This is a genomic window from Pseudomonas sp. Pse1, from assembly GCF_024519635.1.
In the GTDB taxonomy this organism is placed as follows: domain Bacteria; phylum Pseudomonadota; class Gammaproteobacteria; order Pseudomonadales; family Pseudomonadaceae; genus Aquipseudomonas.
Window position 1 is genome coordinate 18,911 of sequence record NZ_JALJRO010000032.1, and the last position, 22,352, is coordinate 41,262.

The 22,352-nt window shown below is 59.4% G+C and carries 16 protein-coding genes; 3 read left to right on the forward strand and 13 right to left on the reverse strand.

Features of this window, described 5'->3' with window-relative positions; translation table 11 throughout:
• Nucleotides 1–27: 27 nt before the first annotated feature.
• Nucleotides 28–993: a FecR domain-containing protein gene (locus tag NR126_RS27210; protein WP_256832390.1), complete on the reverse strand. Its 966-nt coding sequence runs from the start codon at nt 991–993 to the stop codon at nt 28–30.
• A 204-nt stretch (nt 994–1,197) separates the two neighbouring features.
• Between NR126_RS27210 and NR126_RS27215 the strand changes: the two genes are divergently transcribed.
• Nucleotides 1,198–1,716: an RNA polymerase factor sigma-70 gene (locus NR126_RS27215; RefSeq protein WP_105755639.1), complete on the forward strand. Its 519-nt coding sequence runs from the start codon at nt 1,198–1,200 to the stop codon at nt 1,714–1,716.
• 391 nt (nt 1,717–2,107) lie between these two features.
• Here NR126_RS27215 and NR126_RS27220 read toward each other — a convergent pair whose 3' ends face one another.
• The 3 genes from NR126_RS27220 to NR126_RS27230 form a co-directional block, all read right to left on the reverse strand.
• Nucleotides 2,108–3,022: a CFI-box-CTERM domain-containing protein gene (locus NR126_RS27220; protein WP_256832391.1), complete on the reverse strand. Its 915-nt coding sequence runs from the start codon at nt 3,020–3,022 to the stop codon at nt 2,108–2,110.
• A gap of 880 nt (nt 3,023–3,902) precedes the next feature.
• Nucleotides 3,903–7,739: an RNA-directed DNA polymerase gene (locus tag NR126_RS27225; RefSeq protein WP_256832392.1), complete on the reverse strand. Its 3,837-nt coding sequence runs from the start codon at nt 7,737–7,739 to the stop codon at nt 3,903–3,905.
• Nucleotides 7,740–8,089: 350 nt separating this feature from the next.
• A complete protein-coding gene (locus NR126_RS27230) occupies nt 8,090–9,031 on the reverse strand; it encodes a LysR family transcriptional regulator (protein ID WP_256832393.1) in 942 nt (313 codons plus the stop codon).
• A gap of 133 nt (nt 9,032–9,164) precedes the next feature.
• Between NR126_RS27230 and NR126_RS27235 the strand changes: the two genes are divergently transcribed.
• Together NR126_RS27235 and NR126_RS27240 are read left to right on the forward strand one after the other, a co-directional pair.
• On the forward strand, nt 9,165–9,647 hold the full coding sequence (locus NR126_RS27235; RefSeq protein WP_256832394.1) for a nuclear transport factor 2 family protein: 483 nt from the start codon (nt 9,165–9,167) through the stop codon (nt 9,645–9,647).
• Between the two features lie 44 nt (nt 9,648–9,691).
• Nucleotides 9,692–10,807, forward strand: coding sequence for an alkene reductase (locus NR126_RS27240; protein ID WP_256832395.1), 1,116 nt, complete (start codon nt 9,692–9,694; stop codon nt 10,805–10,807).
• A 94-nt stretch (nt 10,808–10,901) separates the two neighbouring features.
• On the opposite strand, the gene NR126_RS27245 is transcribed toward NR126_RS27240, so the two are convergent.
• The 9 genes from NR126_RS27245 to norR all read right to left on the reverse strand — a co-directional run bounded on the left by NR126_RS27245 (nt 10,902) and on the right by norR (nt 22,342).
• Nucleotides 10,902–12,602 (reverse strand): hydantoinase B/oxoprolinase family protein, encoded by a 1,701-nt coding sequence (locus NR126_RS27245; protein ID WP_256832396.1) that lies wholly within the window; start codon nt 12,600–12,602, stop codon nt 10,902–10,904.
• Nucleotides 12,599–14,650 carry a hydantoinase/oxoprolinase family protein gene (locus NR126_RS27250; protein WP_256832397.1) on the reverse strand — a complete coding sequence of 684 codons (2,052 nt, stop codon included), beginning with the start codon at nt 14,648–14,650 and terminating at the stop codon, nt 12,599–12,601. Before NR126_RS27250 ends, NR126_RS27245 begins: the two co-directional genes overlap by 4 nt.
• A 56-nt stretch (nt 14,651–14,706) precedes the next feature.
• Nucleotides 14,707–15,420 carry a TorF family putative porin gene (locus NR126_RS27255; protein WP_027620450.1) on the reverse strand — a complete coding sequence of 238 codons (714 nt, stop codon included), beginning with the start codon at nt 15,418–15,420 and terminating at the stop codon, nt 14,707–14,709.
• A gap of 160 nt (nt 15,421–15,580) precedes the next feature.
• Nucleotides 15,581–16,870 carry a cytosine permease gene (locus tag NR126_RS27260; protein ID WP_027620451.1) on the reverse strand — a complete coding sequence of 430 codons (1,290 nt, stop codon included), beginning with the start codon at nt 16,868–16,870 and terminating at the stop codon, nt 15,581–15,583.
• A 160-nt stretch (nt 16,871–17,030) separates the two neighbouring features.
• The gene (locus NR126_RS27265; protein WP_033866391.1) at nt 17,031–18,803 is read right to left on the reverse strand and encodes an aminopeptidase P family protein; all 1,773 of its coding nucleotides are present in this window, start codon (nt 18,801–18,803) and stop codon (nt 17,031–17,033) included.
• Nucleotides 18,803–19,342 carry a peptidylprolyl isomerase gene (locus NR126_RS27270; protein ID WP_027620452.1) on the reverse strand — a complete coding sequence of 180 codons (540 nt, stop codon included), beginning with the start codon at nt 19,340–19,342 and terminating at the stop codon, nt 18,803–18,805. Before NR126_RS27270 ends, NR126_RS27265 begins: the two co-directional genes overlap by 1 nt.
• A 118-nt stretch (nt 19,343–19,460) precedes the next feature.
• A complete protein-coding gene (locus NR126_RS27275; RefSeq protein WP_027620453.1) occupies nt 19,461–19,949 on the reverse strand; it encodes an Lrp/AsnC family transcriptional regulator in 489 nt (162 codons plus the stop codon).
• 125 nt (nt 19,950–20,074) lie between these two features.
• Nucleotides 20,075–20,722 (reverse strand): pyridoxamine 5'-phosphate oxidase, encoded by a 648-nt coding sequence (gene pdxH, locus NR126_RS27280; protein WP_027620454.1) that lies wholly within the window; start codon nt 20,720–20,722, stop codon nt 20,075–20,077.
• Between the two features lie 90 nt (nt 20,723–20,812).
• Nucleotides 20,813–22,342: a nitric oxide reductase transcriptional regulator NorR gene (gene norR, locus NR126_RS27285; protein WP_256832398.1), complete on the reverse strand. Its 1,530-nt coding sequence runs from the start codon at nt 22,340–22,342 to the stop codon at nt 20,813–20,815.
• Nucleotides 22,343–22,352: the final 10 nt, after the last annotated feature.

The window sequence follows — 22,352 nt, forward strand, 5'->3', positions numbered from 1 at the left end:
ACTGAAAAGAAATTCACAGGACCGGTTTCAGCGGCGCAACAGCAGCGTCGCTTGATCCGTGTGGCGCACGTTGACCGGGAGGATTTTCGGCAGCGCGCTGACTAATTGCGCCAGCTCGGCGGTGTCATAGGTGCCGCCGAAGCGCAGGTCGCCGACATCGCTGGTCGCCAGCTGCAACGGCACGTCGAGGTAGCGATTGATCAGCGGCAGTGCGTCGCGCACGCTGACGTCATCGAGCATCAGCTTGCCCTCGCGCCAGGCCGCGGCCCGGGACGGATCAATGCGCGCTAGCTGGACCATTTGCTCCGGGCTGAACGCCGCTTGCATGCCGGCGGTGAGCACGGCCCCCTGATTATTGTCGCTGCTGCCTTCACTGCGCGAAGCCAGTACCGAACCTTCGGTGACGGTCACCGTGGTTTGCTCCGGCCCGGTCCAGACGTTGAAGTGAGTCCCGGTAACCCTGACATCGGCGTTATCGGCGCGAATCACAAACGGCTTATCAAAGTCGCGCTGCACATCGAAAAACGCCTCGCCATCGCGCAGCAGTACCTGGCGCTGATCGCGAAAACCGAGATAGACCAGACCCGTGCGCTGATTGAGTTGCACCTGGCTGTGATCCGGCAACTGCACCGAGCGCCGGACTTCCTGCGCCATGTAGTAGCGAACACTGCCTGGCAGCACGCCCGCCGACCACCCAGCCCCCCAAATGGCACCCACTGCAGCCACCAGCACCGCCGCGCGCGCCAGCAACGGCAAAGGCCGGCGCCAACGCGAGCGCTCCGAGCGTTCGACCTCGAATGTGGCGGGCAGTTGCTCGCTGACCTGCCAGATCCGGCACATGTTCGCGTACTCCGCCGCATGGGACGGATCCGCGTCATGCCAACGCCGAAACTCGGCACGATCGGCCGCCGTGCTCTCGCCAAAATGCAGGCGCACACACCAGTCGGCGGCGATTTCATCAGTGGATTTCTGCGGGCTGGAAGGATGGGTCATCTTGGCGGGTAGACAGAAAATTTCGCCAAGCTTACTCCATGTCCGGCGGTTTGAGTCCAGTTCCAACACCAGGCTGTGAGCGCCTTAAGCGTTGAATGATGGCATTTAGGCTGATCTGCCCGGAGGACTGATTGCAAATAATTCTTAATAAGAATAAATTCCCACCCCTCGCTGGCTGATTCATAAAAACAACCCAGGTGCACCATGCAAAAGCCCAGTACGGCGGGGAGCGGCTCCCAATTGCTGGAAGTGTTCTTCGAGCGGCGCCTACGCCTGATTGCACTCGCCGCGCGCATCACCGGCTGCCGCAGCCACGCCGAAGACATCGTCCACGAAGCCTTCCTGAAAATGGGCGAAGCCGACGCCAGCGGCCCAATCCGCTCCCAAGCCTCCTACCTCACCCGCATCGTGCGCAACCTGTCGATCGACCACTACCGCCGCCGCCAATTCGAAGAACGCCTGATCGCCCACGACGACGACAGCAGCGAAGTGTCCGGCCCACAAGCGGAAACGCCGGAAGCCTTGGTGTCGGATCAGCAGGTGCTGGAGAGGGTTTGCGGCGCGCTGTCGGATCTGCCGGAGCGTACGCGGTATGCGTTTGAAATGTGCCGGATTCATGGGATGAAGCAGAATGAGATTGCGCGGATTTTGGGCGTTTCGCCGGCGTTGGTGCATGGGATGATCAGTGAGGCGGTTTTGCATTGTCGGCGGCGGGTGCTTTGAGGGGTGATAACTTGGGTAGGAAGGCGCCGTTTGCCCTCGGACGAATGCACGTACGGTTATCCTCAGGAATGAGCATTCCTTAACGAGGTTGATGGCGGGCTTATGATCGTGCGGACTGGTAGTTGTGGGCCGATTTCTTTCTATTGGGAGAGGCAGCTATCGGCCAGAAGCAGTCGACAGCGAGCGGCGTACCGGGACGAAATGGTACACCAATGGACGCCATAGCCATGGCCATCACCTAGGGAGCTAATGCGTCGTGACATCATGTGCAATGACTTTTCGATTGAGGACAACGCGGACAGACTGGCAATTGAACTCGTCGCTGCTTGATTTGATGTCAAAGCTTGACGTTGCTGAGAGGTGCGCCCCCAGCAACATCAAGTTTTTGATCTTATCGCTTTTTGGTTTGTGTGGTGTTGATAATCCAGGTGGCCACGAAGGTTAGAGGGGTAATGAATGCTCTAAGAACGAGCTTCTTTTTCAGTTCGCTATTTTCAATCTTGGAAGCAATTGGAGGGCTGACCCTGTAGTAATAGGCTATGAATGCCCGACCGAGCTTGTGCTTTTGAAGAATTTCATCCCTGAACGACCTCAGCACCAGAACCTTTGGATGGTCATAGCTGCCTGTTGCTGCTGTTGCAATGAAGCAACCTGATTTTGCAGGCGGTGCTGTGTTAACTTGAAAACCAGCCGCATTTGCTTTTGAGACTAGCGAGGTTCTCAGTTGCGACAGGTAGGATGAGGCTTCCGGCTCATCTTTTAAGTAGTCCATGTACTCTGATGAATGAGAGTAAAAGGAGTCTACGGCAGCTATGATGGACTTCAAGGAGGCTTCGTTCTCATTCAATGAAAGCGATTTCTCCAAAAGCTTAATTGCTGCAATGCGCTTGGGTATGAAACCCTTCGCAGATAACCGTGCAAATCCTTTCTGAGCTACACGATGGAGCACTGCTGAGCCGCCTGCAGGCATCGGCACCTTATGGTGATCGATGATTTTTTCTTTGTGACTAGCTTCCAGGCTTTTAATGATGTCTGCGTAGCAGTTTTCTATAAGCGACTGAGTGTTTTCAATGCCAAAGCTTGGCGTGTGATTCTTAAAGCCCTGATCTAAGCTGAAGAGGACTTCTTCAACTTTGATGGTGTCGTCATCAACCATCATTGCTGCAGCAGATAGGCCTTTGGTAAGCCAAGCCTCTGACGCTGTGGGATCGGCTTCGATTATTGAGGAGCTGTATTTATAAGAGTCTCTATAGCTACATGCAAGAAATGAAGAGTTTGCCAAGTCTTTTAGAGTGTTGATATCCATTTCTCGATTCCATCGTGAATGATAGGGGTCAGTGCTGCGAGCAGAGGCGGGGCGTCCTGCATTGCAGTAATTGCATTCTGATATCATCGCTGAAGGTCTTTGAAAGATAAAGGAATTTGGCACCGCTGCCCTATGAAATCTAAAGCCTCAGGTGCTGCTTGCCCTGGTCAGCGCTGCAGATCTAAAAAAGGCTTTTGACTGCATAATCATGCAGTACGGGCTCCAGGCTTTGCTTGTCGTTCCAATGATGATCTGGGCTTGCTGTCACGATGAGGGCAATCCCATCGCCGCTGGTAGTGAGCTAGAAGTGGTACCTGTTGCCAGCGGTTGAATATTTCAGTTCGCTGAGCGGCACTGTGGGCGGGTAAAAAAGGAATGGCAGGCTGAGTCGCCCCAGCATGGTAGATACTCGATGACTGTATTGCTGTGAGCTGCCCTTCTCAAAGGCTGCTTTTGGCCGAGGCTGTGTAAAAACGTTTTTGAGTGCGACAGATACTCAAAACCGGACTGAAAATCGCGCTTCTACGCGAAATCCACATCTGCCGACGTGCCGATCAATTTCAGATTTAACGTAGACGCGCACACTTTAATTTTGGCGACGTGTTTTTACACACTCTGGGCCGATTGCTGTCTGTTGCCAAGGGCAGCAATCCACAACCCTTTATAGACGTTCGCAAAAACCAAAATTGAACCCAATGTCGTCTGACGCGGCTGCTCGGGAATATTCGTAGATTGACCGCCTCCGCCACTCAGAAGTTGTAGGTGCGATGAAACGGTGGATAGGATGTAAGCCTTCCATGGCTCTTGGTGGACTGGGGTGGGTCTACCCGCGCACCTAGCAGACCTGTGAGTCTGTCTAGGCACTGCTCGCGATCGACAGTTACGTAGTTGCCCTACGCTTCAAACCAGCAGGTGGGGTTTTGCCGATCCTTTCAGTAACCTCCTTGAGTTTCTTGATCCCGGGACCCGCTGCTTGTAGTTCTGGGCCAAAATCTTCCATGCGGACATCGAAGACTGAAACCGCAAGTTGCTCACTACCGTGAGAATGGGAGATGAGGCGCCGGTGTTCTTGATCGTAAGGGGCTTGAGCCGTCGAGCCCCCATATTCACCAATATTCGCGATCAGAATGTGCTGATACATGTGATAACGCAGGGCTGCGACCATCCCGTCAAACGTTTTCACGTCCTTGTTCATTGCAGATACCACATACATGTGGCTTTCATCCCTGAGGTCTGCCGCGAGGGCTAGGTCAGTTGCATCGAAGCATATCGACCCAGTTAAGCGGTATGGACTTGATGTAGAGTTCGACGGATCGTGAAGTTCGATCACCACCTGGTAAGGGCGCCATGAGTTAATCCCCAGAGTTTTCTCCCCCGGCGTGAGGTGGAACTTCCCCTGATCTACCTGAACCCATGAGCGACCTTGCGCTCTCATTTGGGGAACTAGCCACCTTGCCGCATTAATGGGGTTCCCACCAAGGTCGGCTGCCCCAAGTAGCCCATAGAACAACATCGCACCCGTGGCATCTGAGAACGCGCGCATCAAGTCCTGATCATCGACATGGATGCTCAATTCAGGAAACACGACCAAATCGAAATGTGGTTTTTCTGAGCGTCCCAAAACGTAATCACGTGCAGCGAGGTGTTTGGTCGTTAAATGCAATAGTGCTGCCGTGTGGTTCCGGTGCCGTTCCCTGTACCCTGGGTCATTAAGTCCTTCTAGTCCTCGATCAAAATGGGCCTGCATCGGCATCAGTCCTTGGACCATCACCACCCGCAAGCCACGCTTCGCGTTTAGACGCCACTCAAAAGGATACCTGTAAATGGGCAGATTACTGCTCTCTCCGAAGATCAAGGCTTGCTCGTCGATGCGTTTTTCGATGGTCTTCAAAAAGTCGGTACGCGTGCGAATGTTCACTGATTCAACTTGGTCTCGCTCAGCGATCCCAGGCCATCGAAGCAGATTAAGAAGAAGCTCTGAGAACCATGGAGTTATGGCAGCAGTGGTTCCACGCAAACCTTCAGCAGTATGGAGCATGCCCAGCCGGCGTTTATGCCACGTGCTGCGAATCCCGGAATACCAACTAGAATCTTCACGCGTCAGCCAATGACGAACCGTGAAGTCGGGCTCTCCCGTGGCGGCAGCGCGAAGTAGGCGACCAAAGGCGTACTTCCAGGCTTCCTCAGGGCGACACCAAGACGGCGTGTCATAGTACCCTCCCGTGGTTTTTATGTGCTCGATCGCCCTGGCATCCAGATTCGCTAAGCTGGGATTGTTTAATTTGTCCCAGTCGTCGCTTCGCACTTCAACGTTCAAAAGAGTAAGAATTTCGGGATCAAAGGTTCGAATCGTCTTATTGCGCGCCAAGGCGCGGGCTAGCACGAGAAGAGCGTTTTCCTGGGCGAATAATTCGGAAGGATGAGTGATCACCGTTAGCAGCGGCAGCCATTTGCGTGCGGGAAGGGGATCGGTGCCCTTATCCCACCTCGCGGCTGAGTAGCGGGTTAGATACCTCGGAACTTTGGATATTGCATCAGACATTCCACTGCGGGGGGATTCCAGCAAAGACATAAACAATTCTGAAGAGGTTTCTGCGATTGCCTGCCACGCTCTGCCGACCACGACCTTATCTCGATTCTCACAAAAACGTATGAACCATTTTTCGTAGTGAGGTATGTCGTTAAGCAACTGATGCCCTACAAGTGAAACGACGAGTTGCTCTTGCGCCAATACCTCATCTTTGAGAGGTCGGAATCTCACATAGGAGCTGAGCACTCTATAGAAACGCAATTCCTCGACACTTTTTTCCAACGACGCGGCTTGACGCTGCGAAGCCAACAAGAGCGTGGCTTGCTGTTGTACATACCATGGTGAATCTTTTCTCTCGATAATTTTCTTCGCCAAGATCGAAAGCGCAGCGCGGTAGCTCCCAACATCGGCAACGCTCAAAGTTGAGTCGCTTTCTGCCTCCTTCCCAGTTTCTGTAGCACCCGCTTTAAAAAGGTCAGCGAGTACGTACCAAGCAACACGTTTTCCAAACTCACCGGTCGACGTCGCCTGATCAATTTTGCTCATCAGAGCCTGCTCTATAGGTTCGAGGAGATCAGTGCTCGGATAGAGGTCTAGTGCATATCTGAGCACCTGAACCAAGGAGGGGTTGACGGCCCATGCGGACACCAGCCGGCGGGCAACGGCCTGATAGTCTTGGATAAGATCAATCTTAGGGTCTTTTCCGTCGGTAGACTCTGATAGATCAGTCATGCTCCGACGCATTCTCAATGAGCGAACGAGTCTGTACGCTGAAAACCTTGTCAGCGTATCGTCACGCACTTCAAGCTTCAGCTTCGCAACTGAAGCCAATTGAAGGCCTTGGGTCAGCAGTCGAGAAGATTCATCTTCAACAAGGCTGAGTTCAGCTAATGAAAGCAGGCCGTTCAGACCTGACTCCAACTGACGCAGTGACTCCACATCGAATGGGCCACTTAGCTGCTTCTGAAACGTTTTCATTCGAACAGCCGTGCCGGATTCGCCACCTACTTCGATAAGTGGTTCAAGCTGAGTTTTACGCTCGTTGATTTTCAAATACGCATCAGGGTTATCCTTTGGGGCGGTATGTCTCTTTAGCAGGCGTTGCACCCAGTCGCTGATTTCACTACCTAATTGCGTCGGATCGACAAAATCTCCCTCATCCTTGTCTACTGATACAACCAATCGGATGTCATCGACGTATCGGCAGTAATCGTGAATGCGGAAAGATCTCTTTTGAGGCCGTCTGCCGATAAATGCGCCCACCACGCGATCAAATTTCAAAAGATATGCGTTTGCAAAAAAACCACTTCCGACCAAGCCTTGAGGAAGGCCTAATGGGAGCAACTGGTCTCGGAATAAGTTCGCAAGCGGTTGGTCTTCAGCTCGCCAGTCAAACTTGAGAGCCGCGCTGGTAGCCGTCCAAAATGCTTCGTCAGAGTCAAGGTAATCCTCTTCGGTGGCCTCTACGAAACGCGCATATTCATCACGCATTCGCTCTATGAGTAGATCCACGTCGATGCTGTCGAAAAACGCGCTCAAGTCCAAGCTCACGATGAAAACGTTCTCTTCACCTTCGGCTTCAGCCTGCTTAGCCAGAGCTATCGGCCTCTCCACGAAACGTTGGTAGTCCTGAAAATAGCGACTGTAGGTATTGGAATTACCCCATGAGAAGGTTGCAGCGGAATGGTCTTTCGACCATGAACAAAAAAGCCGGTTGCCGTAGCTATACACTTTGGCTGTCGAGGCCGCTAGCGCATCCTGCGACGTGTCGCCTTGAGCCGTCTCGATACAGTCCGCAAGGCACAACATAACTGCGGTCGCAATGGTCTGTTCCTTGATCCCGATGTGAGCAAGCGGGCGCAGTACGGGCTCGTCACCGTTTCCGCTCTTTCGAGGTGCCCAGCCACCTTCTTCGTTCTCCCGAAAGCCCCAAAGGCCGTTTTTCGGTGCGGGCACGAGCCAGGCAGGAGCAGTCTGGTACTCCCCGGATGAGATCGACTTTGACCAAAGACTTAAATTATCAGAAAGGCATACAGCAGAAGCATCAAGCTCCAACACATCCGCATACCAGTTATGCCGTCTTATAAAGGTGTGGGTTTTCTTCCATGCTTGGGCAAGTACGACTTCATCTTGGAGCAACCCAATTCTCGGGCTCAACCTATCGTATCGTGAATCCACAACGCTCATTAGCAGTCCTTTAAATGGCTGTAGACCTGCTGCTCGTATCCTTAGGCTGGAGTTACCGTCAGCAGGCCTTCTGCCAGCAACTCTAACCGTCTCGGCTTAATTGGTCGACTGTCCCCTTCTGGCCGAGGCTGTGTAAAAACGTTTTTGAGTGCGACAGATACTCAAAACCGGACTAAAAATCGCGCTTCTACGCGAAATCCACATCTTCTGACGTGCCGATCAATTTCAGATTTAACGTAGACGCGCACACTTTATTTTTGGCGACGTGTTTTTACATACTCTGGGCCGATTGCTGCCATCAACAATCGACCGCTTCCAGCAAAAAACAGCCGTCATACCCACCCTTCCCCTCAACCACTCTGCTCCCCCCCACCCCAAGACTCAAACAACGGCGCCTGCAACTCCTTCATCCGCAACAGCTCATCAATCACCCTCCGGACTTTCGGTTGGATGTAACGTGTTTTCGGCCAGATGACATGTATCGGCATGCGCGCCCCGGCGTAGTCGTCCAACACCGTTTTCAACTCACCGCTGCCCAGGTGATCGCGAACCAGCCATGTGGGCAACTGGCATAGGCCACGTCCTTCGAGCGTGGCTTTGAGCATCATTTCGCCGTCGCCGAACTCGTGCCGGACACGGATTTCCTGCTGCTCCAGGCCGTCGGGGCCTTGCAACAGCCACGAGGCCCGCAGGCCTTTGCGCCAGGCGATGATGCAGTCGTGTTGCAGCAGATCGGCTTTGTCCCGCACCGGTGGGTGGCTGCGCAGGTAGTCGGGCGCGGCGCAAATGACCAGGTATTGATCCCCCAGGCGCCGGGCGACCAGGTCGGGGTCGTCGTTGAGCTCACCAATGCGCACCGCCAGGTCGATGCCCTCGGCGACCAGATCGACCGTGCGTTCGCCGAAGGTCATGGCCAGGTCGAGTTGGCTGTACCTGCGCGCCAAATCGATGATCACCGGGGCGATGTGGCGGCGCCCGAATGCTGCTGGCAAGTCGATGCGCAAACGGCCTCTGGGTTCCACGTGTCCGGTGGTCAGGGAACCCTCGGTTTGCTGCAGGTCCTCCATCACCCGAAGGCAGGTGGCGAGGTAGATTTCGCCCTCGCTGCTCAGGCTCAACTTGCGTGTGGTGCGGTGCAGCAGCTTGATGCCCAGGCGTTTCTCCAGGCGTGAAACGCTCTTGCCGACGGCCGAGCTGGTGACCCCCAGTTGCAAAGCGGCTGCGGTAAAACTCTGCAGTTGAGCCGCGAGGATGAACTCGCGAATGCCATCGAGTTGCAGGGTTTCCATCATGGGTTCTCCGAGCGGCAGGGCTGTCGATTTCATCCTCAAGGGATCAACTCAAGAGAATGTTCGCACATTAATAAACCCAGACGCCTTAATTAAACTTGCCTCACTTTATTAAACCTTGCTCACCGAGGCATTTATGGAACCCGAACTGACGCGTCTGCTCACCCGTGAAGCGATCCGCGATCTGCGCCTGCGCTACTGCCATTATCTGGATACGAACCGCATGGATGCCATGGCCGGGTTGTTTACCGAGGATGCAATCTGTCAGGTCGACCGCGGCATCTGGCGTGGCCGCGCGGCAATCCGTGATGGGTTGGCCGCGGCATTCGCCGCGTATGACATTCACCAGCGCGGCGCTTATCCGTTCCTGCATGCGGTTTCCAACCACTGGATCGACGTGCTGGACGAGGACCGCGCCGAAGGCCGCTGCTACCTGATCGATTTCGATACCGCACGCCCTGCCTCGGTCAACCCGCTGCTGTTGCTCGGTGTCTACGCAGACGAGTACCGCCGCGTGGACGGCCAATGGCTGATCAGCCGTACCCGCCTCGACGTGGTCTGGCCGCAACCGAATGTCGGCGGCGGCGCTCCGGCAGACGGACTGGTGTTGCCGAGCTGAGCGCGTTTCAAACCCTACCTGCCCCCCCTGCATCGAGAACTGAAATGAGTCTGTTACTGAGCCCCTTTGATATGGCCGGCACCCCGCTGACCAACCGCGTCGTGATGGCGCCCATGACCCGCGCCAGAGCGCTGGACGACATCCCCGACGACCACACCGTGCTGTATTACCGCCAACGCGCTTCGGCGGGGTTGATCATTTCCGAAGGCATTCCAATCTCTCGCGAAGGCTGCGGCTACCTGTTCAATCCGGGGCTGTACAGCGACGAACAGGCCCTGGCCTGGCGTCGTGTGACAGATGAGGTGCATGCCAAGTGCGGGCGCATCTTCGCCCAACTCTGGCATGTCGGGCGCATGTCCCATGTTTCCATCCAGCCAGGGCAGGCAGCCCCCGTGTCGTCGGTGGCGGTCGTCGCCGAACGCTCCAATGCCTACGCCTGGGTCGAACCCGGCAAGGCCGGGCCGGTTCAGGCCAGCACGCCGCGTGCGTTATCTATTGATGAGATCCAGCGCATCTCGGGCGACTTCGTCAGTGCGGCACGGCGGGCAATGGACGCCGGGTTCGATGGCATCGAACTGCATGGCGCCAACGGCTATCTGTTCGAGCAGTTCATCAACGGCGCGCTCAATACCCGGGATGATCGCTACGGCGGGTCAATCGCCAACCGTCAGCGCTTCCTGCTGGACACGCTGGACGCCTTGGCGGCGACGATCGGCGCGGAAAAAGTTGCGGTGCGGATTTCTCCTTTCGGTCGCCTGTTCGATATGCAGCCCTATGGGGACGAGGCCGAAACCTGGATCAGCCTCGCGGCCGCATTGAGCGCACGCAACCTGGCCTATGTACACCTGAGTGACCAACTGACCATTGGCGCCGAAGCCATTCCGCAAGGCTTCGCCAGCCAGTTCCGCAAAGCGTTTCGCGGCACCCTCATGGCGGCGGGTGGTTTCAATCGGACCACGGCCGAAACCGCGTTGGCCGAGGGCGAGCTGGACCTGATCGCCTTCGGTCGTCCCTTCATCGCCAACCCGGACCTGGTGGAACGCATGCGCCACGACTGGCCGTTGGCGGAGGGTGATCGCGCGACGTTCTATGGTGTCAACGGCGCCGTGACTCGCGGCTATACCGACTACCCCGCCTACCAAGCGGACGCGTCGCTTTGATTCGATAGCCTGTCCACGAGCCATGGGGTGACACCGATGCCGAACGCAATGGATAAATTGTCCTGTCGCGTTCGGCGCATCCCGCCCTTGGCATTCAAACCCCGGCGCTGCCCTCCCCTGCAGACACCTGTGCGGGATAATCCCGCCGCGCCTGTTCCCCCGAGATATACCCGTTCTTCACATCCTCCAAAACCGACGCCACACTCCGCTCTTTCGCCGGCCCCCAGCCGCCGCCATTGGCCGTCACCAGCCGCAGCAAATCACCCTTGTGCAACTCCACCCGATTGGCACGGCTGAAGCGCTCGGTCGCCCCGTTTGCCCGTATGACCTCGGCATAGTTGCACGAGCCCTCATGCCCGGCGTCAATGCCCCACGGCGGCGTAATACCTCGGCCGAAGAAGGTCGACACCCAGGCCTTGGGCGAGAGGATCCGGTAGTCGAGCGTGACGCCTCGGCCGCCCCGGTGACGGCCCGCACCGCCGTCTTCCTGATGAAAGCCATAGCGCTCCACCAGCACTTCATAACAACGCTCGGTCAACTCGACGGGAATGTTGCTGGTCTCGCCGTTACCCACGCAGAACTGGCCGCTCTCGCCGTCCTTGTCGTGCCCGGCGCCCCAGCCGCCGACCAAGGGCTGCACCAGCAGGTATTCATCGTTGGTCTCGGAGTGACGGCCGTTGAGGACCATGGAGCACACGGAACCCAGTTGTCCGGCGATCAGGCGGTCCGGCAAGACCTGCGCCAGTGCCCGACGAATCACGTCGGCGGCTGCGACCATTGACTCGAAGTAGGCCGACACCGGTGCAGGACGCTGGGCGGTGCAGATGGTGCCGGGTGGGCAGATGACTTCGATGGGGCGGAAGCAGCCGGCGTTGGCGGCGATGCCTGGGCGCACGACGCCCATGAACACTTCGCGCACTGCCGACTGCAGGCCGCACAGGGTGTTGTTGATCGGCCCTTGGGCTTGCAGGCTTGAGCCGGTGAAGTCGGCGACGAAGCGGCCCTCGCTGATTTCGACCCTGACTTTGACAGTGAACGGACCGTTGCCCAGGCCATCTTCATCGATCACGTCCTCGGCATGGAACACCCCTTTGGGCAGGTCGGCAAAGGCCGCCAGGGTCATCGCCTCGCCGTGCTCGAGCAGGCGTTCGATGGCGTCCAGGGTGGTCTCCTCGCCATACTTGGCGACGATCGACAGCAACCGCCGTTCGCCCACGCGCAACGCTGCGGCGCAGGCATGCAGGTCGCCCAGGGTCATTTCCGGCAGGCGCACGTTGGCGGCAATGATGTCGACCACGGCCTGGTTGATCCGGCCCCTGTCGTAGATGCGCACGGTGGGAAACTGCAAGCCTTCCTGGTAAATCTCCGAGGCGTCGGAGCTGAAGCTGCCCGGGTCCTTGCCGCCGACCTCGGTCCAGTGCGCCTTGTTCGCCGTCCAGGCGATCAGCCGTTCCTGATGGAACACCGGCATGATCATCGACACGTCCGAAAGGTGGGTGCCACCGCCGCCGTAAGGGTCGTTGGTGATGAACATGTCGCCCGGGAGAATATCCTCCAGAGCAAATTTCTCCATCACGCTGCGCACCGCGCCATCCAGCGTGCCGATAAACCCCGGAATGCCGTTGCCCTGGGAGATCAACTGGCCTCGCGCATCAGTGAGGCCAATGCCATAGTCCAGCGCCTCGTAGATGATCGGGCTCATGCTGGTGCGTTTGAGGGCAATGAACATCTCTTCGCCAATCGCCACCAGGGCGTTCTTGATGATTTCGCGGGTAAATGGATTGGCGTTGCTCATGCCGACACCTCCTGCACGTTGATATGGATGTGAAGACCGCCGTAGGGGTCGACTTCAAGGCGATCGCTCGGACGGACGACGGTGGTGGTGGTCGCCTCTTCGATGATCGCCGGGCCTTCGATGCGCATCCCGCTGAGCAGCGCCGAGCGTTGATAAAGCGCGGTCTGCACCGCTTGCTCGGGCTCGAACTCGACCCAGCGCCGGCCACTTAACGCGGTTTCGGCTGAGGCTCCGGTGCTCACGCCGATCGGCGCCATGGGTGATTTCGGGACTTCGCCGAAAGCCACCAGGTGCAGGTTGACCACCTCGATCGGCAGTTCCAGGCGGAAGGTGTAGGCCTGTTCATGCTGTGCGTGGAAGCGCTCGATGATTGACGCCAGTTGCAGCTCATCGAGGACGACTTTGACCGTGTGTTCCTGACCGTTGTAGCGGGCGTCGATGTGCCATTCGAAGCGCAGCTTGTCGCGTGTCATGCCGTCGTCGGCAAACTGCGTTTCGGCCGTCGCCTGCAGTGCGGTAAAAGCCCCGATCAAACTGGGCAGCCCCTGCTCATCGAGACGTTGCAGGTGGGTCTGGATGTAATCGCGTCGCGAATCGAGCATCAGCATCCCCCAGGCCGAAAACACCCCGGCGAAGGGCGGAATGATGACTTTCGGGATCCCCAGCTCGGCTGCCAGGGCGGTGGCATGCAAGGCCCCGCCGCCGCCGAAGGCCATCAGCGCGAAATCCCGTGGATCGTGGCCACGGTTGACCGAAATCAGCTTCAACGCGTTGACCATGTTGGCGTTGGCAATCTGCAATACGCCATGGGCCAGCAGCTTGGCCGAGACGCCGATTTGCTCCCCGAGCCGAGCGAAGGCTGCATGCACGCCGTCGATGTCCGGCTGGATTTCGCCACCGGCGAAGTCTTCGGGATTGATCCGCCCGGTGTAGAGGTTGGCGTCGGTGGTGGTCGGCGCCAGGCCGCCGCGACCATAGGCCACCGGCCCTGGCGTGGAGCCGGCACTTTGCGGGCCGACCCGCAGGCTGCCGGCGGCATCGACCCAGGCCAGGCTGCCGCCGCCATTGCCGATTTCAACGATGTCCACCACCGGGGTCATGATCGGGTAACCGGCACTGATCGCGGTTTTCTCGATCACGTAATCGTTGCTGATCTCGACCTTGCCATCGTGGATCAGCGAGCACTTGGCGGTGGTGCCGCCGATGTCCAGGGCCAACAACTGCTGTTCGCCGATCAACTGGCCGTAAGCCTGCGCCCCGAGGATGCCGCCCACCGGGCCGGACTCCACCAGGCTGATGGGGTCCTGCTTGGCGGCCTTGACCGGGGAAATGCCACCGTTGGACTTCATGATGAAGGGCGCCGATTGCAGACCGTTGTCGGTCAGATGCGTCGACAGGTTGTCCAGGTAGTCGCGGGTGGCCGGCATCACATACGCCGACAGCACCGTGGTGTTGGTGCGCTCATATTCACGCAGTGCGCGGCTGACCTGATGGGACGCGATCACCGCCACCTGCGGCCACAACTCGCTGACGGCGGTCATCAATTGCGCTTCATGCGCGGGGTTGCAGTAGGCATGCAGCAGGCAGATCGCGATCGCCTCGACGCCCTCTTCGCGCAAAGTGGCGAGGATTGCCGGCAGGCCCTCGAGGTCCAGCGGGGTGACGACTTCACCGCGATAGTTCAGGCGCTCGCTGATTTCCACGCGCAGGTGCCGCGGCACGAAAGGCGGTGGCTTGCGGTAGTAGGTGTTAAAAATATCCGGTGTGTTGCCCCGGGCAATTTCCAGCACATCGCGAAAGCCTCGGGTGGTCAGCAAGGCGGTCTTGACGCCCTTGCGTTCGGTCAGGGTGTTGATCACCACCGTCGAGCCATGGGCGAAGAATTCGATATCGGCGTAACTGACGCCACTTTTGGCGACGGCGTTGAGCAGCCCCTGTTCGAAGTTAGGCGGTGTGGTGTCGGCCTTCACCGCGTTGATCACGCCGTTTTCCAGGTAAACCAGGTCAGTAAAAGTGCCACCGATATCGGTAGCCACACGGATTGTCATAAGTCCTCCGGCAATCACGCAGAAGCCGGCCAGCCGCGGGGCCGCCGGCTGTTGTCTCAAAAGGTGTGGGAAACAGTGAAGATCAGACGGCCGTCGTTGCGCAGGTACTCGCCATCGTTGTAGTAACGCCCCGACAGGTCCGTATCGACCCAACTCAGTTTGGTATTGATCGGGCCAAAGCTGCGTTTCAGTGCGACTTCCCAGTTCGAGTATTCATGGGCGCCGGTCAGTTCGGTCTGGCGGAAGTACTCGCCAAAGGAGTGCCCGGCCATCAACGACAGGTCGACTTGATACGGCAAGTTGAAGGTGTAGTCGGCCGCCAGGTACTGCGACGACTGCGAGGTGCTGATCATGTCGTTGGAGTAATAGGCATAGGCATTGAAGTTGCCGTAGCCAAGGCTGACGCCGATCTCCGGGTAGTTGATGTTGTAATTGGTTGACGGGAAGGTGTAGTAGTAGCCGATCACGCCGTAGCGCAAGCCGTTTTCCAGTTGGCCGTTGTAACCACCGTAAAAGTCGATCTCGATATTCGCGCCATCGTCGTAGGGATCGCCGCTGGCGAAGCTGTCGGTGTTTGACGCCCAGGCGCCGACGAACAAGCCATTCTCGCCGGCCCAGTCCAGGCTCATGCTCAATGCCGGATCGTTGCCGGAGTAGCCGATGCCGCGCACCTGGTATTCAGTGGTCAGGGCCACCGTGCTGGACACCTGCGCCTGAGCGGCACCACTGCAGCCGAGTGCGGCCAGGGCTATGAGTCGGATGATCTTCATTGAAACTGCTCCTGAATTTCTTATGGTTTTATCGGCGTTGAACCGTGCAGACAAAAGGCGAGCGCGCCCGGCAAACGCAGTGTTCGCTTGAGTAAAAACAGGCATGGCTTCGCCCTCCCGGCTTGTTCCGGGTCAACGCATTGGCTAAGGGGTTGGCGACTTACGAGTGCGAGGGCGCAACCGTGGAAACGCGGCTCAAGCGCTGCAGCAGCAGGTACGCGACCAGGGCCACCAGCAGAGAGTCCAGTGTCGGCTGCGTGGTCAGGGTCCAGCCGGCAAAGGTGGTCATCCAGGCGACCAGGCTGGCCAAGGCCCAACTGACCAGTGCCGGCCAACCGAAGGCGCCGGACTGCGCCAGCGCATCGACGTCGTAGCGTTGCTGGCGGACCACAAAGAAATCCGCGACATAGATGCTTGCCAATGGCGGGATCACGATGCTCAGGGTCATCACGAAATCGAGGAAATGGCTCATGAAGCCACCCACGGCCAAGCCCGTCGCCAGCACGCTGCCTGCCACGGTCAGTTTCCAGCTCGGGGTGCGGCTGACGGTCGCCAGGGTCAGCGTCGCCGAATACAGATTCGCGGTGTTGGTGATCCAGGTGGAGAACACCAGCACGGCCAGCGCCGGCAGCAGCACGCCGAGGCTCGCCATGATCAGCATGATTTCGCTTTGGCCGGTGATGATCGACAACAAGCCGCCGACAATCAGCACAAAGGGAAAGCCGATGACCATGCCCAGAATAGCGATCAAGGCGTCACGTTCAGTACGGGCGTAACGGGTGAAGTCGGGCATCAGGACGGGTGTCAGCACCACCATGCCGATGGTGCTGGCAATGGCCAGTGCCAGGCTGTCGCCGGCCCCGACGAACCCGCCCAACTGGCCGGGCGCCGCACGTTGCACGCCGAGGTACAAGGCAAACAACATGAACAGCGCCATCAGCGGCACCGAGACAATCGACAGCCGATCCAGCCCGCGCAATCCATAGATCGCCATCAAGGTCATCAGCACACTGCCCCACACGCTGTGCACCCAGGCCGGCGTGACGATATCCCAGGAACTTTGCAAGGCGCTGGCCACGGTGCTGCCGAATATATCGGCGGTGGCCGCATAGAACCCCAGCAAGGTCACCGCCATGATCAGGTTGATCAGCTTGGCGCCATGCCGACCGAATGAAAACTGCAGGACCATATAGGTGCTGAGCCGCGTCCGCACGCCGACCATCGCGGTCAATGCACAGAGCAAACCGAGCGCCCCGCAAACCCCGGCGAAAATCAGCGCGGCGCTCGCGAACCCGACTTTCTGCGTAACGTCGGCCCCGAGCCAGAACACCGGCAGGGTCATCCCGATGCCAAAGGTGATCAGCGCCAGACCAACGCCAGAGACCGTTTCGGACTGGGGCACGGGCCGGCGGTCGTAGCCATCGGGAATCACATTTTCTGTACTGCTCATGCTCGCCTCTCGACTGGCAATGTCTGCTCTCCCGCCCATAAACAGGAGGCAAACCGATTATTAGAATTGTAGTGAGGCGCTCGCGAACGCTGGACACATAGTGCCAGCGCCCTCGAAATCAAACTGCGCTTTTGCGCCGACCAGGAAAAACAATCAACGGTTATTGCCCCTGAAACTGCAGGTTGTTCGGCTGGGTCTGGCACAGCAACCAGGCGCCGACGTCTGGCTCCAAAGCGTCGATCAACGCGGCCTGAACCGTCCGGTGATACTCATCGAGCCAACAGGCTTCGGCCGGACTCAGTCGTTCGCGGTCGATCAGTTCATTGGCGAATGGCGCGAGGGTCAGGACGCGGAACCCAAGGAATCCCGGATGCGCCTCGACCTCGATGACTTCGTAGAGGTTCTCGATGCGGATTCCCAGTTCACCTGGCAGATAAACCCCCGGTTCGATCGAGGTGACCATGCCCGCCTGCAGCGGCACCGCGCTGGCGTGGGGGGCAATCCGGTGAGGGCCCTCATGCACATGCAGGTAGCTGCCCACCCCGTGTCCTGTGCCATGGCCGTAGTCCAGCCCCTCTCGCCACATCACCTGGCGCGCCACGCTGTCCAGCTGTTGGCCGCTGGTGCCCATCGGGAACAGGCAACTGGCGAGGGCGATATGAGCCCGCAGCACCGTGGTGTAGAGCTCACGTTGCCAGGCGCTCGGCGGGCTGCAGGCCAGGACCCGGGTCACATCGGTGGTGCCCTGGGTGTATTGGCCGCCAGAATCGATCAGCAGCAACTCGCCGCGCCGCAGTTTTGCCGCCTGCCCCGGCTTGGGCAAGTAATGGGGTTGGGCGCCGTTGGCACCGGTGGCCGCGATGGTCTCGAAACTCACACCCCGGTAGTCGGGATGCCGGGAACGCCAGCCCTCCAGGGATTCGACAATCGACAATTCGCTCTGCCCGATAAACCGCTCACAGCGGCAGTGAAACTCATAGAGAAAGCGGCACAGCGCCAGACCATCGATGCGATGGGCTTCACGGCTGCCGCACAACTCGGCCGGTTGCTTGCAGGCCCGCTGGAGCAGCAGCGGATTGGGCGCCTCATGCAAGACACAGGCAGCGGACTCGAACTGACGGTAAACCGCCGCCGTACACATCCGCCGATCAATCCACACCCGCTGGCCCTGCAGCTCGGCGATGCATTGCTCAAGCCGTCGCGGAGCACGCACGGAGACCGTAGCGGGCAGCCACTCCTCGGGCAATTGCAGGCGCTCGGCATCGATGAACCAGTCCAGCCGACCATCGGCGTACAGCAGACCATTGCTGAACGGCAATGGCGCGATGGCGATATCCCCGCCGCGCACGTTCAACAGCCAGGCCAACATGTCCGGCGCCGGCAACCACAGGGCATCGCACTGCGCGCCACGCACGCTGGCGGTGAGTTGATCGAGCTTGGCCTGCGCGGTCATGCCGGCGTACTCCAGCGCCCAGGCCAGCACCGGGCTGTTGGGTGCGTCCGGGCGATTGCGCCAGGATTGGTACACCGGATTATCCGCAGACGCGTGCCAGTTGAAGTCCGATTGCGTCGCCAGGGCCTGCCAGCGGGCGCACTCGTCGATACTGTGCAGCCTGGCGTCGCAGGCGATGGTCGCGCCCGCAGGCAACTGGCCGCGCAGCCAGTCGAACAGGCTGCTGTCGTCGAGCATCAGGGTCTCGAAACGCGGGCACTCGTGGCGGGCCTGCTCGGTGTAACGGCCGTCCACCAGCAGCGCCGCGCCCTTCTGCGTCAACGCCGCCAGGCCGACGCTACCGGTGAAACCGCTCAGCCAATGCAAGGCTTCGTCAGCCGGGGCCAGGTCTTCGTTGAGGTAGGCATCACTGCGCGGTAGCAGAAAAGCGTCGTAGCGACGCGCGCTCATTAGCTTTCGGACCCAGTCACAGCGCCCCATTACACACCTCGTGGCTGACGGTAGGCGCGCAGGATGCCGATCTCCGCCTCAGGTGCCAGGTATTCCTGCGCCCCGGCCTGGGCAAAGATCGCTTCGACCACCTCCATGCCCGCGCAGACCTGTCCGAACGCGGCAAACCCCAGGCCGTCCGGATGGCGCGCGCCGCCGTGGTCGAAGTGCGGTTGATCGCCGATGCAGACGAAGAAATCACCTTCGGCGCTGTTGGCCTCCTCACGGCCCATCGACAAGCAGCCGTGGCGGTGGCGCAAGCCGGTCTGCAGGGTGGTTTCCAGCTCGATCATCGGCAAATTACTCGCCGCCAGCGGTCGCGTGCCGCCGTGCACGACATTGATGCGCACAGGATCTTCCGCTTGCTGGTTGGACGGATTGACGATGCGGAAAATGCTGCTGCCGTCATACCGACCACTGTCCACATAAGCCAGGAAATTCGCGGTGGTCAGCGGTGCCTGCTGGCCAAACAACTCGAGGGTGAAGGCGCCCAGTACGGTTTCCAGGGTGACGTATGCCGTTGCAGTCATGGTTGTTCTCTGCCTTGGGAAAACCCCCATTGTGGGCAAAGACGGCAATGCAAAAGATTGAGATAGGCGGTGTGCCGTGCACTTGCTGCGGGATGCGCGGGCATTTACCGCAGATTGTTCACTCCCGCCACATTAGATTTTCCAGCGGATAGCCGGCGAACCACTTGGTCTTGTCGAGGATGATGTTGCTGCTGATTTTCAGGATGTTGGGGTTTTCATCCAGCAGCTGTTCGCACAGCAAGTTGAAATCGCTCACGGTGGAACAGGTGGCGAGGGCAATGTAGTCGTACTCGCCATCGACCTTCAGGCAGTCCACCAGCTCACGACGCTTGGCAATAAAACGTTCGAATTGCACCCGCAGGTGGCCGGCGTGATCGCGCAGGCTGAACATCACGTAGGCCATGACGTTGATACAGATTGCGTCGATATCGATCGATGCCATGTAGGCGCGAATGTAACCGGCATCCTCAAGCGCCTTGGTCCTTTGCAGGCAAGCGCTGGGGGAGAGATTGATCTTCTCGGCCAGTTCGAGATTGCTGATCCGCGCATTGCTTTGCAGATTTTCGAGGATTGCCCGATTGATACGATCCAACTTCACTTTTTTCATGCTGCCCCTACACCCATCGACGATAACCCCGGGCATCTCGCGGAAAATGCCAGCCGCGAGACTGCCACGCGGCTGGCGATCTGGATAGCCCATTGGTCACTGGACAAGGCAGATGCACTTCCCCCTCAAGGCGCCAACCGACTCCGACACCACCCCCCATTGAGCAACCGATAATCCAGCCGATCATGCAAGCGATCCGCCCGCCCCTGCCAGAACTCCACCCGCTCCGGCTGCAAGCACCAGCCGCCCCAATGCTCGGGGCGCGGGATCGGTTGGTCGAGAAAACGTTGGGCCGTCTGTTCCAGCATCGATTCCAGCGAAGCGCGACTGGCGAGCATGCGGCTTTGCGGTGAGGCCCAGGCGCCGAGGCGGCTGGCCAGGGGGCGGGAATCGAAGTAGGCGTCGGACAATGCCGGATCGAGTGGCACCACCTGGCCTTCGATGCGCACCTGACGCTCCATGGCGGGCCAGAAGAAGGTCATCGCCGCGTGGGGGTTGGCTGTCAGTTGCTGGCCCTTGTCGCTGTGGTAGTTGCCGAAGAAGATCAGGCCGGCGTCGCTCAGGCCTTTGAGCAGCAGCACCCGGCAATGGGGGCGGCCGGCGCTGTCGACGGTGGCGAGCATCATGCTGTTGGCCTCCACCGGAGGCTGCTCGGTGTCGCGGGCCTGCTGCAGCCATTGGCCGAACATCGCCAGCGGGTCGTCCAGGGCCTGTTCGTCCTGCAGGCCTTGCAGGGTGTAATTGCGGCGCATCTCGGCGAGGGAAAGCGGCATGTCGATGGTCTCCGAAAAGGTTTGGCCCAGTGTGCGAGGCACCGGGTCAAATCACCTTGACCGCCATCAATCCCTACCTGGGTTGCGGGCTTATTTCATGCCCAGACGTCGGGCCAATTTGTGCAGGTTGCTGGGGTCGATCTGCAGCAGTCGCGCGGCGCTGGCCCAGTTGTCGGCCGACAGTTCCAGGGCCTGGCGCACCTTTTCGCGCTGACACTCATCCACCGCATCGCCCAGGGCCTGGAACGGCGCGTCGGCGGGCAATGCCTGCGCGCGCTCGACCGGCGCAGGTTGATTGCTCGCCGCACTGTCGAGATCGAGCACCTGCGGCTCCAGGGTCAGGATCGCCGCACGACTGCTGCCGCGACTGAGTTGCTTGAGCGCGGCGCGGCTGATCACGTGTTCCAGCTCGCGGATGTTGCCCGGCCAGCTGTACCCCAGCAGCGCCCGTTCCGCCGCCGGTGACAGGCGCAAGCCGCGCAGGCCGAGGCGTGCGCGGTTGAGTTCGAGGAAGTGCCCGGCCAGCAGCAATACGTCGTTGCCGCGCTCGCGCAGGGGCGGAATCGGCACCGGGTACACCGACAACCGGTGGTACAGGTCGGCGCGAAACAGGCCATCGCGGATGCTGTCGGGCAGGTGGCGGTTGGTCGCGGCGATGATTCGCACATCGACGTGCAGCGGCTTGTCCGCACCCAAGCGCTGGATCTCGCCGTTCTGCAAAGTACGCAGCAATTTGGCCTGCACGCTCAGGGGCAGTTCGCCGACTTCATCGAGAAACAGCGTGCCACCGTTGGCCGCATCGAAGCGCCCGGCGCGGTCGCTGCTGGCGCCGGAGAAGGCGCCTTTGACGTGGCCGAACAGCTCGCTCTCGGCCAGCGATTCGGGGAGCGCCGCGCAGTTGACCTGGATCAGCGGCTTGTGACTGCGCCGCGACAAGCGATGCAGGCGCCGCGCAAACAGTTCCTTGCCGACCCCGGTTTCGCCCAGCAGCAACACCGGCAAATCGGCGTCGGCCAATACGTCCAGTTCGTTGAGCAGGCTGTGCAGGACCTCACTCTGGCCGAGGATCTCGCCCTCCTCGACCGGCATCCGTTGATCCTGAGGATCGCTGCGCGACATGCGCAGGCTGCGGTTTTCCTGTTCCAGCCGGGTGACCCGCACGGCGGCTTCGATCTGCAGGGTGCAGCGCTTGAGCTCCTCGCGGGCCTGGCTGTCGAAGGTGCCGGCGTGCAGCGCGTCGAGGGTGATCGCGCCCCAGATCCGGCCTTCCACATACAGGCTCACGCCCATGCAATCGTGGACCGGCAGGGATTCGCCGACGTGGTTTTCGAGCAGGCCGTCGTAGGGATCCGGTAGGCGACTGTCGGGTTCGAACCAGGTTGGCTCGCGGGAGGCCATGATCGCCGCCAGACGTGGATGCTGGGCGATCACGAAGCGCCGGCCCAGGGCCTCGTGGACCAGGCCGACGGTCGCCACTGGCCGCAGGCTGTCCTCGTCGAGGCGCAACAAGCCCACGGCGCCACTGTTGAAGTATTCGCGCAGGGTCTGCACCAGACGTTGCAACCGCACGGCATTGGGCAACTCGACAATCAGGTCGGCGGCCAGGCTTTCACGCAGCATGGTAGTTATA

Excerpts from the sequence above, each read along its gene's own strand:
- NR126_RS27210 (WP_256832390.1), bottom strand. The coding sequence starts at position 993 with ATGACCCATCCTTCCAGCCCGCAGAAATCCACTGATGAAATCGCCGCC.
- NR126_RS27215 (WP_105755639.1), top strand. The coding sequence starts at position 1,198 with ATGCAAAAGCCCAGTACGGCGGGGAGCGGCTCCCAATTGCTGGAAGTG.
- NR126_RS27270 (WP_027620452.1), bottom strand. The coding sequence starts at position 19,342 with ATGACTGCAACGGCATACGTCACCCTGGAAACCGTACTGGGCGCCTTC.
- NR126_RS27275 (WP_027620453.1), bottom strand. The coding sequence starts at position 19,949 with ATGAAAAAAGTGAAGTTGGATCGTATCAATCGGGCAATCCTCGAAAAT.
- NR126_RS27260 (WP_027620451.1), bottom strand. The coding sequence starts at position 16,870 with ATGAGCAGTACAGAAAATGTGATTCCCGATGGCTACGACCGCCGGCCC.
- NR126_RS27235 (WP_256832394.1), top strand. The coding sequence starts at position 9,165 with ATGGAACCCGAACTGACGCGTCTGCTCACCCGTGAAGCGATCCGCGAT.
- NR126_RS27225 (WP_256832392.1), bottom strand. The coding sequence starts at position 7,739 with ATGAGCGTTGTGGATTCACGATACGATAGGTTGAGCCCGAGAATTGGG.
- NR126_RS27240 (WP_256832395.1), top strand. The coding sequence starts at position 9,692 with ATGAGTCTGTTACTGAGCCCCTTTGATATGGCCGGCACCCCGCTGACC.
- NR126_RS27245 (WP_256832396.1), bottom strand. The coding sequence starts at position 12,602 with ATGAGCAACGCCAATCCATTTACCCGCGAAATCATCAAGAACGCCCTG.
- NR126_RS27250 (WP_256832397.1), bottom strand. The coding sequence starts at position 14,650 with ATGACAATCCGTGTGGCTACCGATATCGGTGGCACTTTTACTGACCTG.
- NR126_RS27220 (WP_256832391.1), bottom strand. The coding sequence starts at position 3,022 with ATGGATATCAACACTCTAAAAGACTTGGCAAACTCTTCATTTCTTGCA.
- NR126_RS27265 (WP_033866391.1), bottom strand. The coding sequence starts at position 18,803 with ATGGGGCGCTGTGACTGGGTCCGAAAGCTAATGAGCGCGCGTCGCTAC.
- norR (WP_256832398.1), bottom strand. The coding sequence starts at position 22,342 with ATGCTGCGTGAAAGCCTGGCCGCCGACCTGATTGTCGAGTTGCCCAAT.
- NR126_RS27230 (WP_256832393.1), bottom strand. The coding sequence starts at position 9,031 with ATGATGGAAACCCTGCAACTCGATGGCATTCGCGAGTTCATCCTCGCG.
- NR126_RS27255 (WP_027620450.1), bottom strand. The coding sequence starts at position 15,420 with ATGAAGATCATCCGACTCATAGCCCTGGCCGCACTCGGCTGCAGTGGT.
- pdxH (WP_027620454.1), bottom strand. The coding sequence starts at position 20,722 with ATGCCGCTTTCCCTCGCCGAGATGCGCCGCAATTACACCCTGCAAGGC.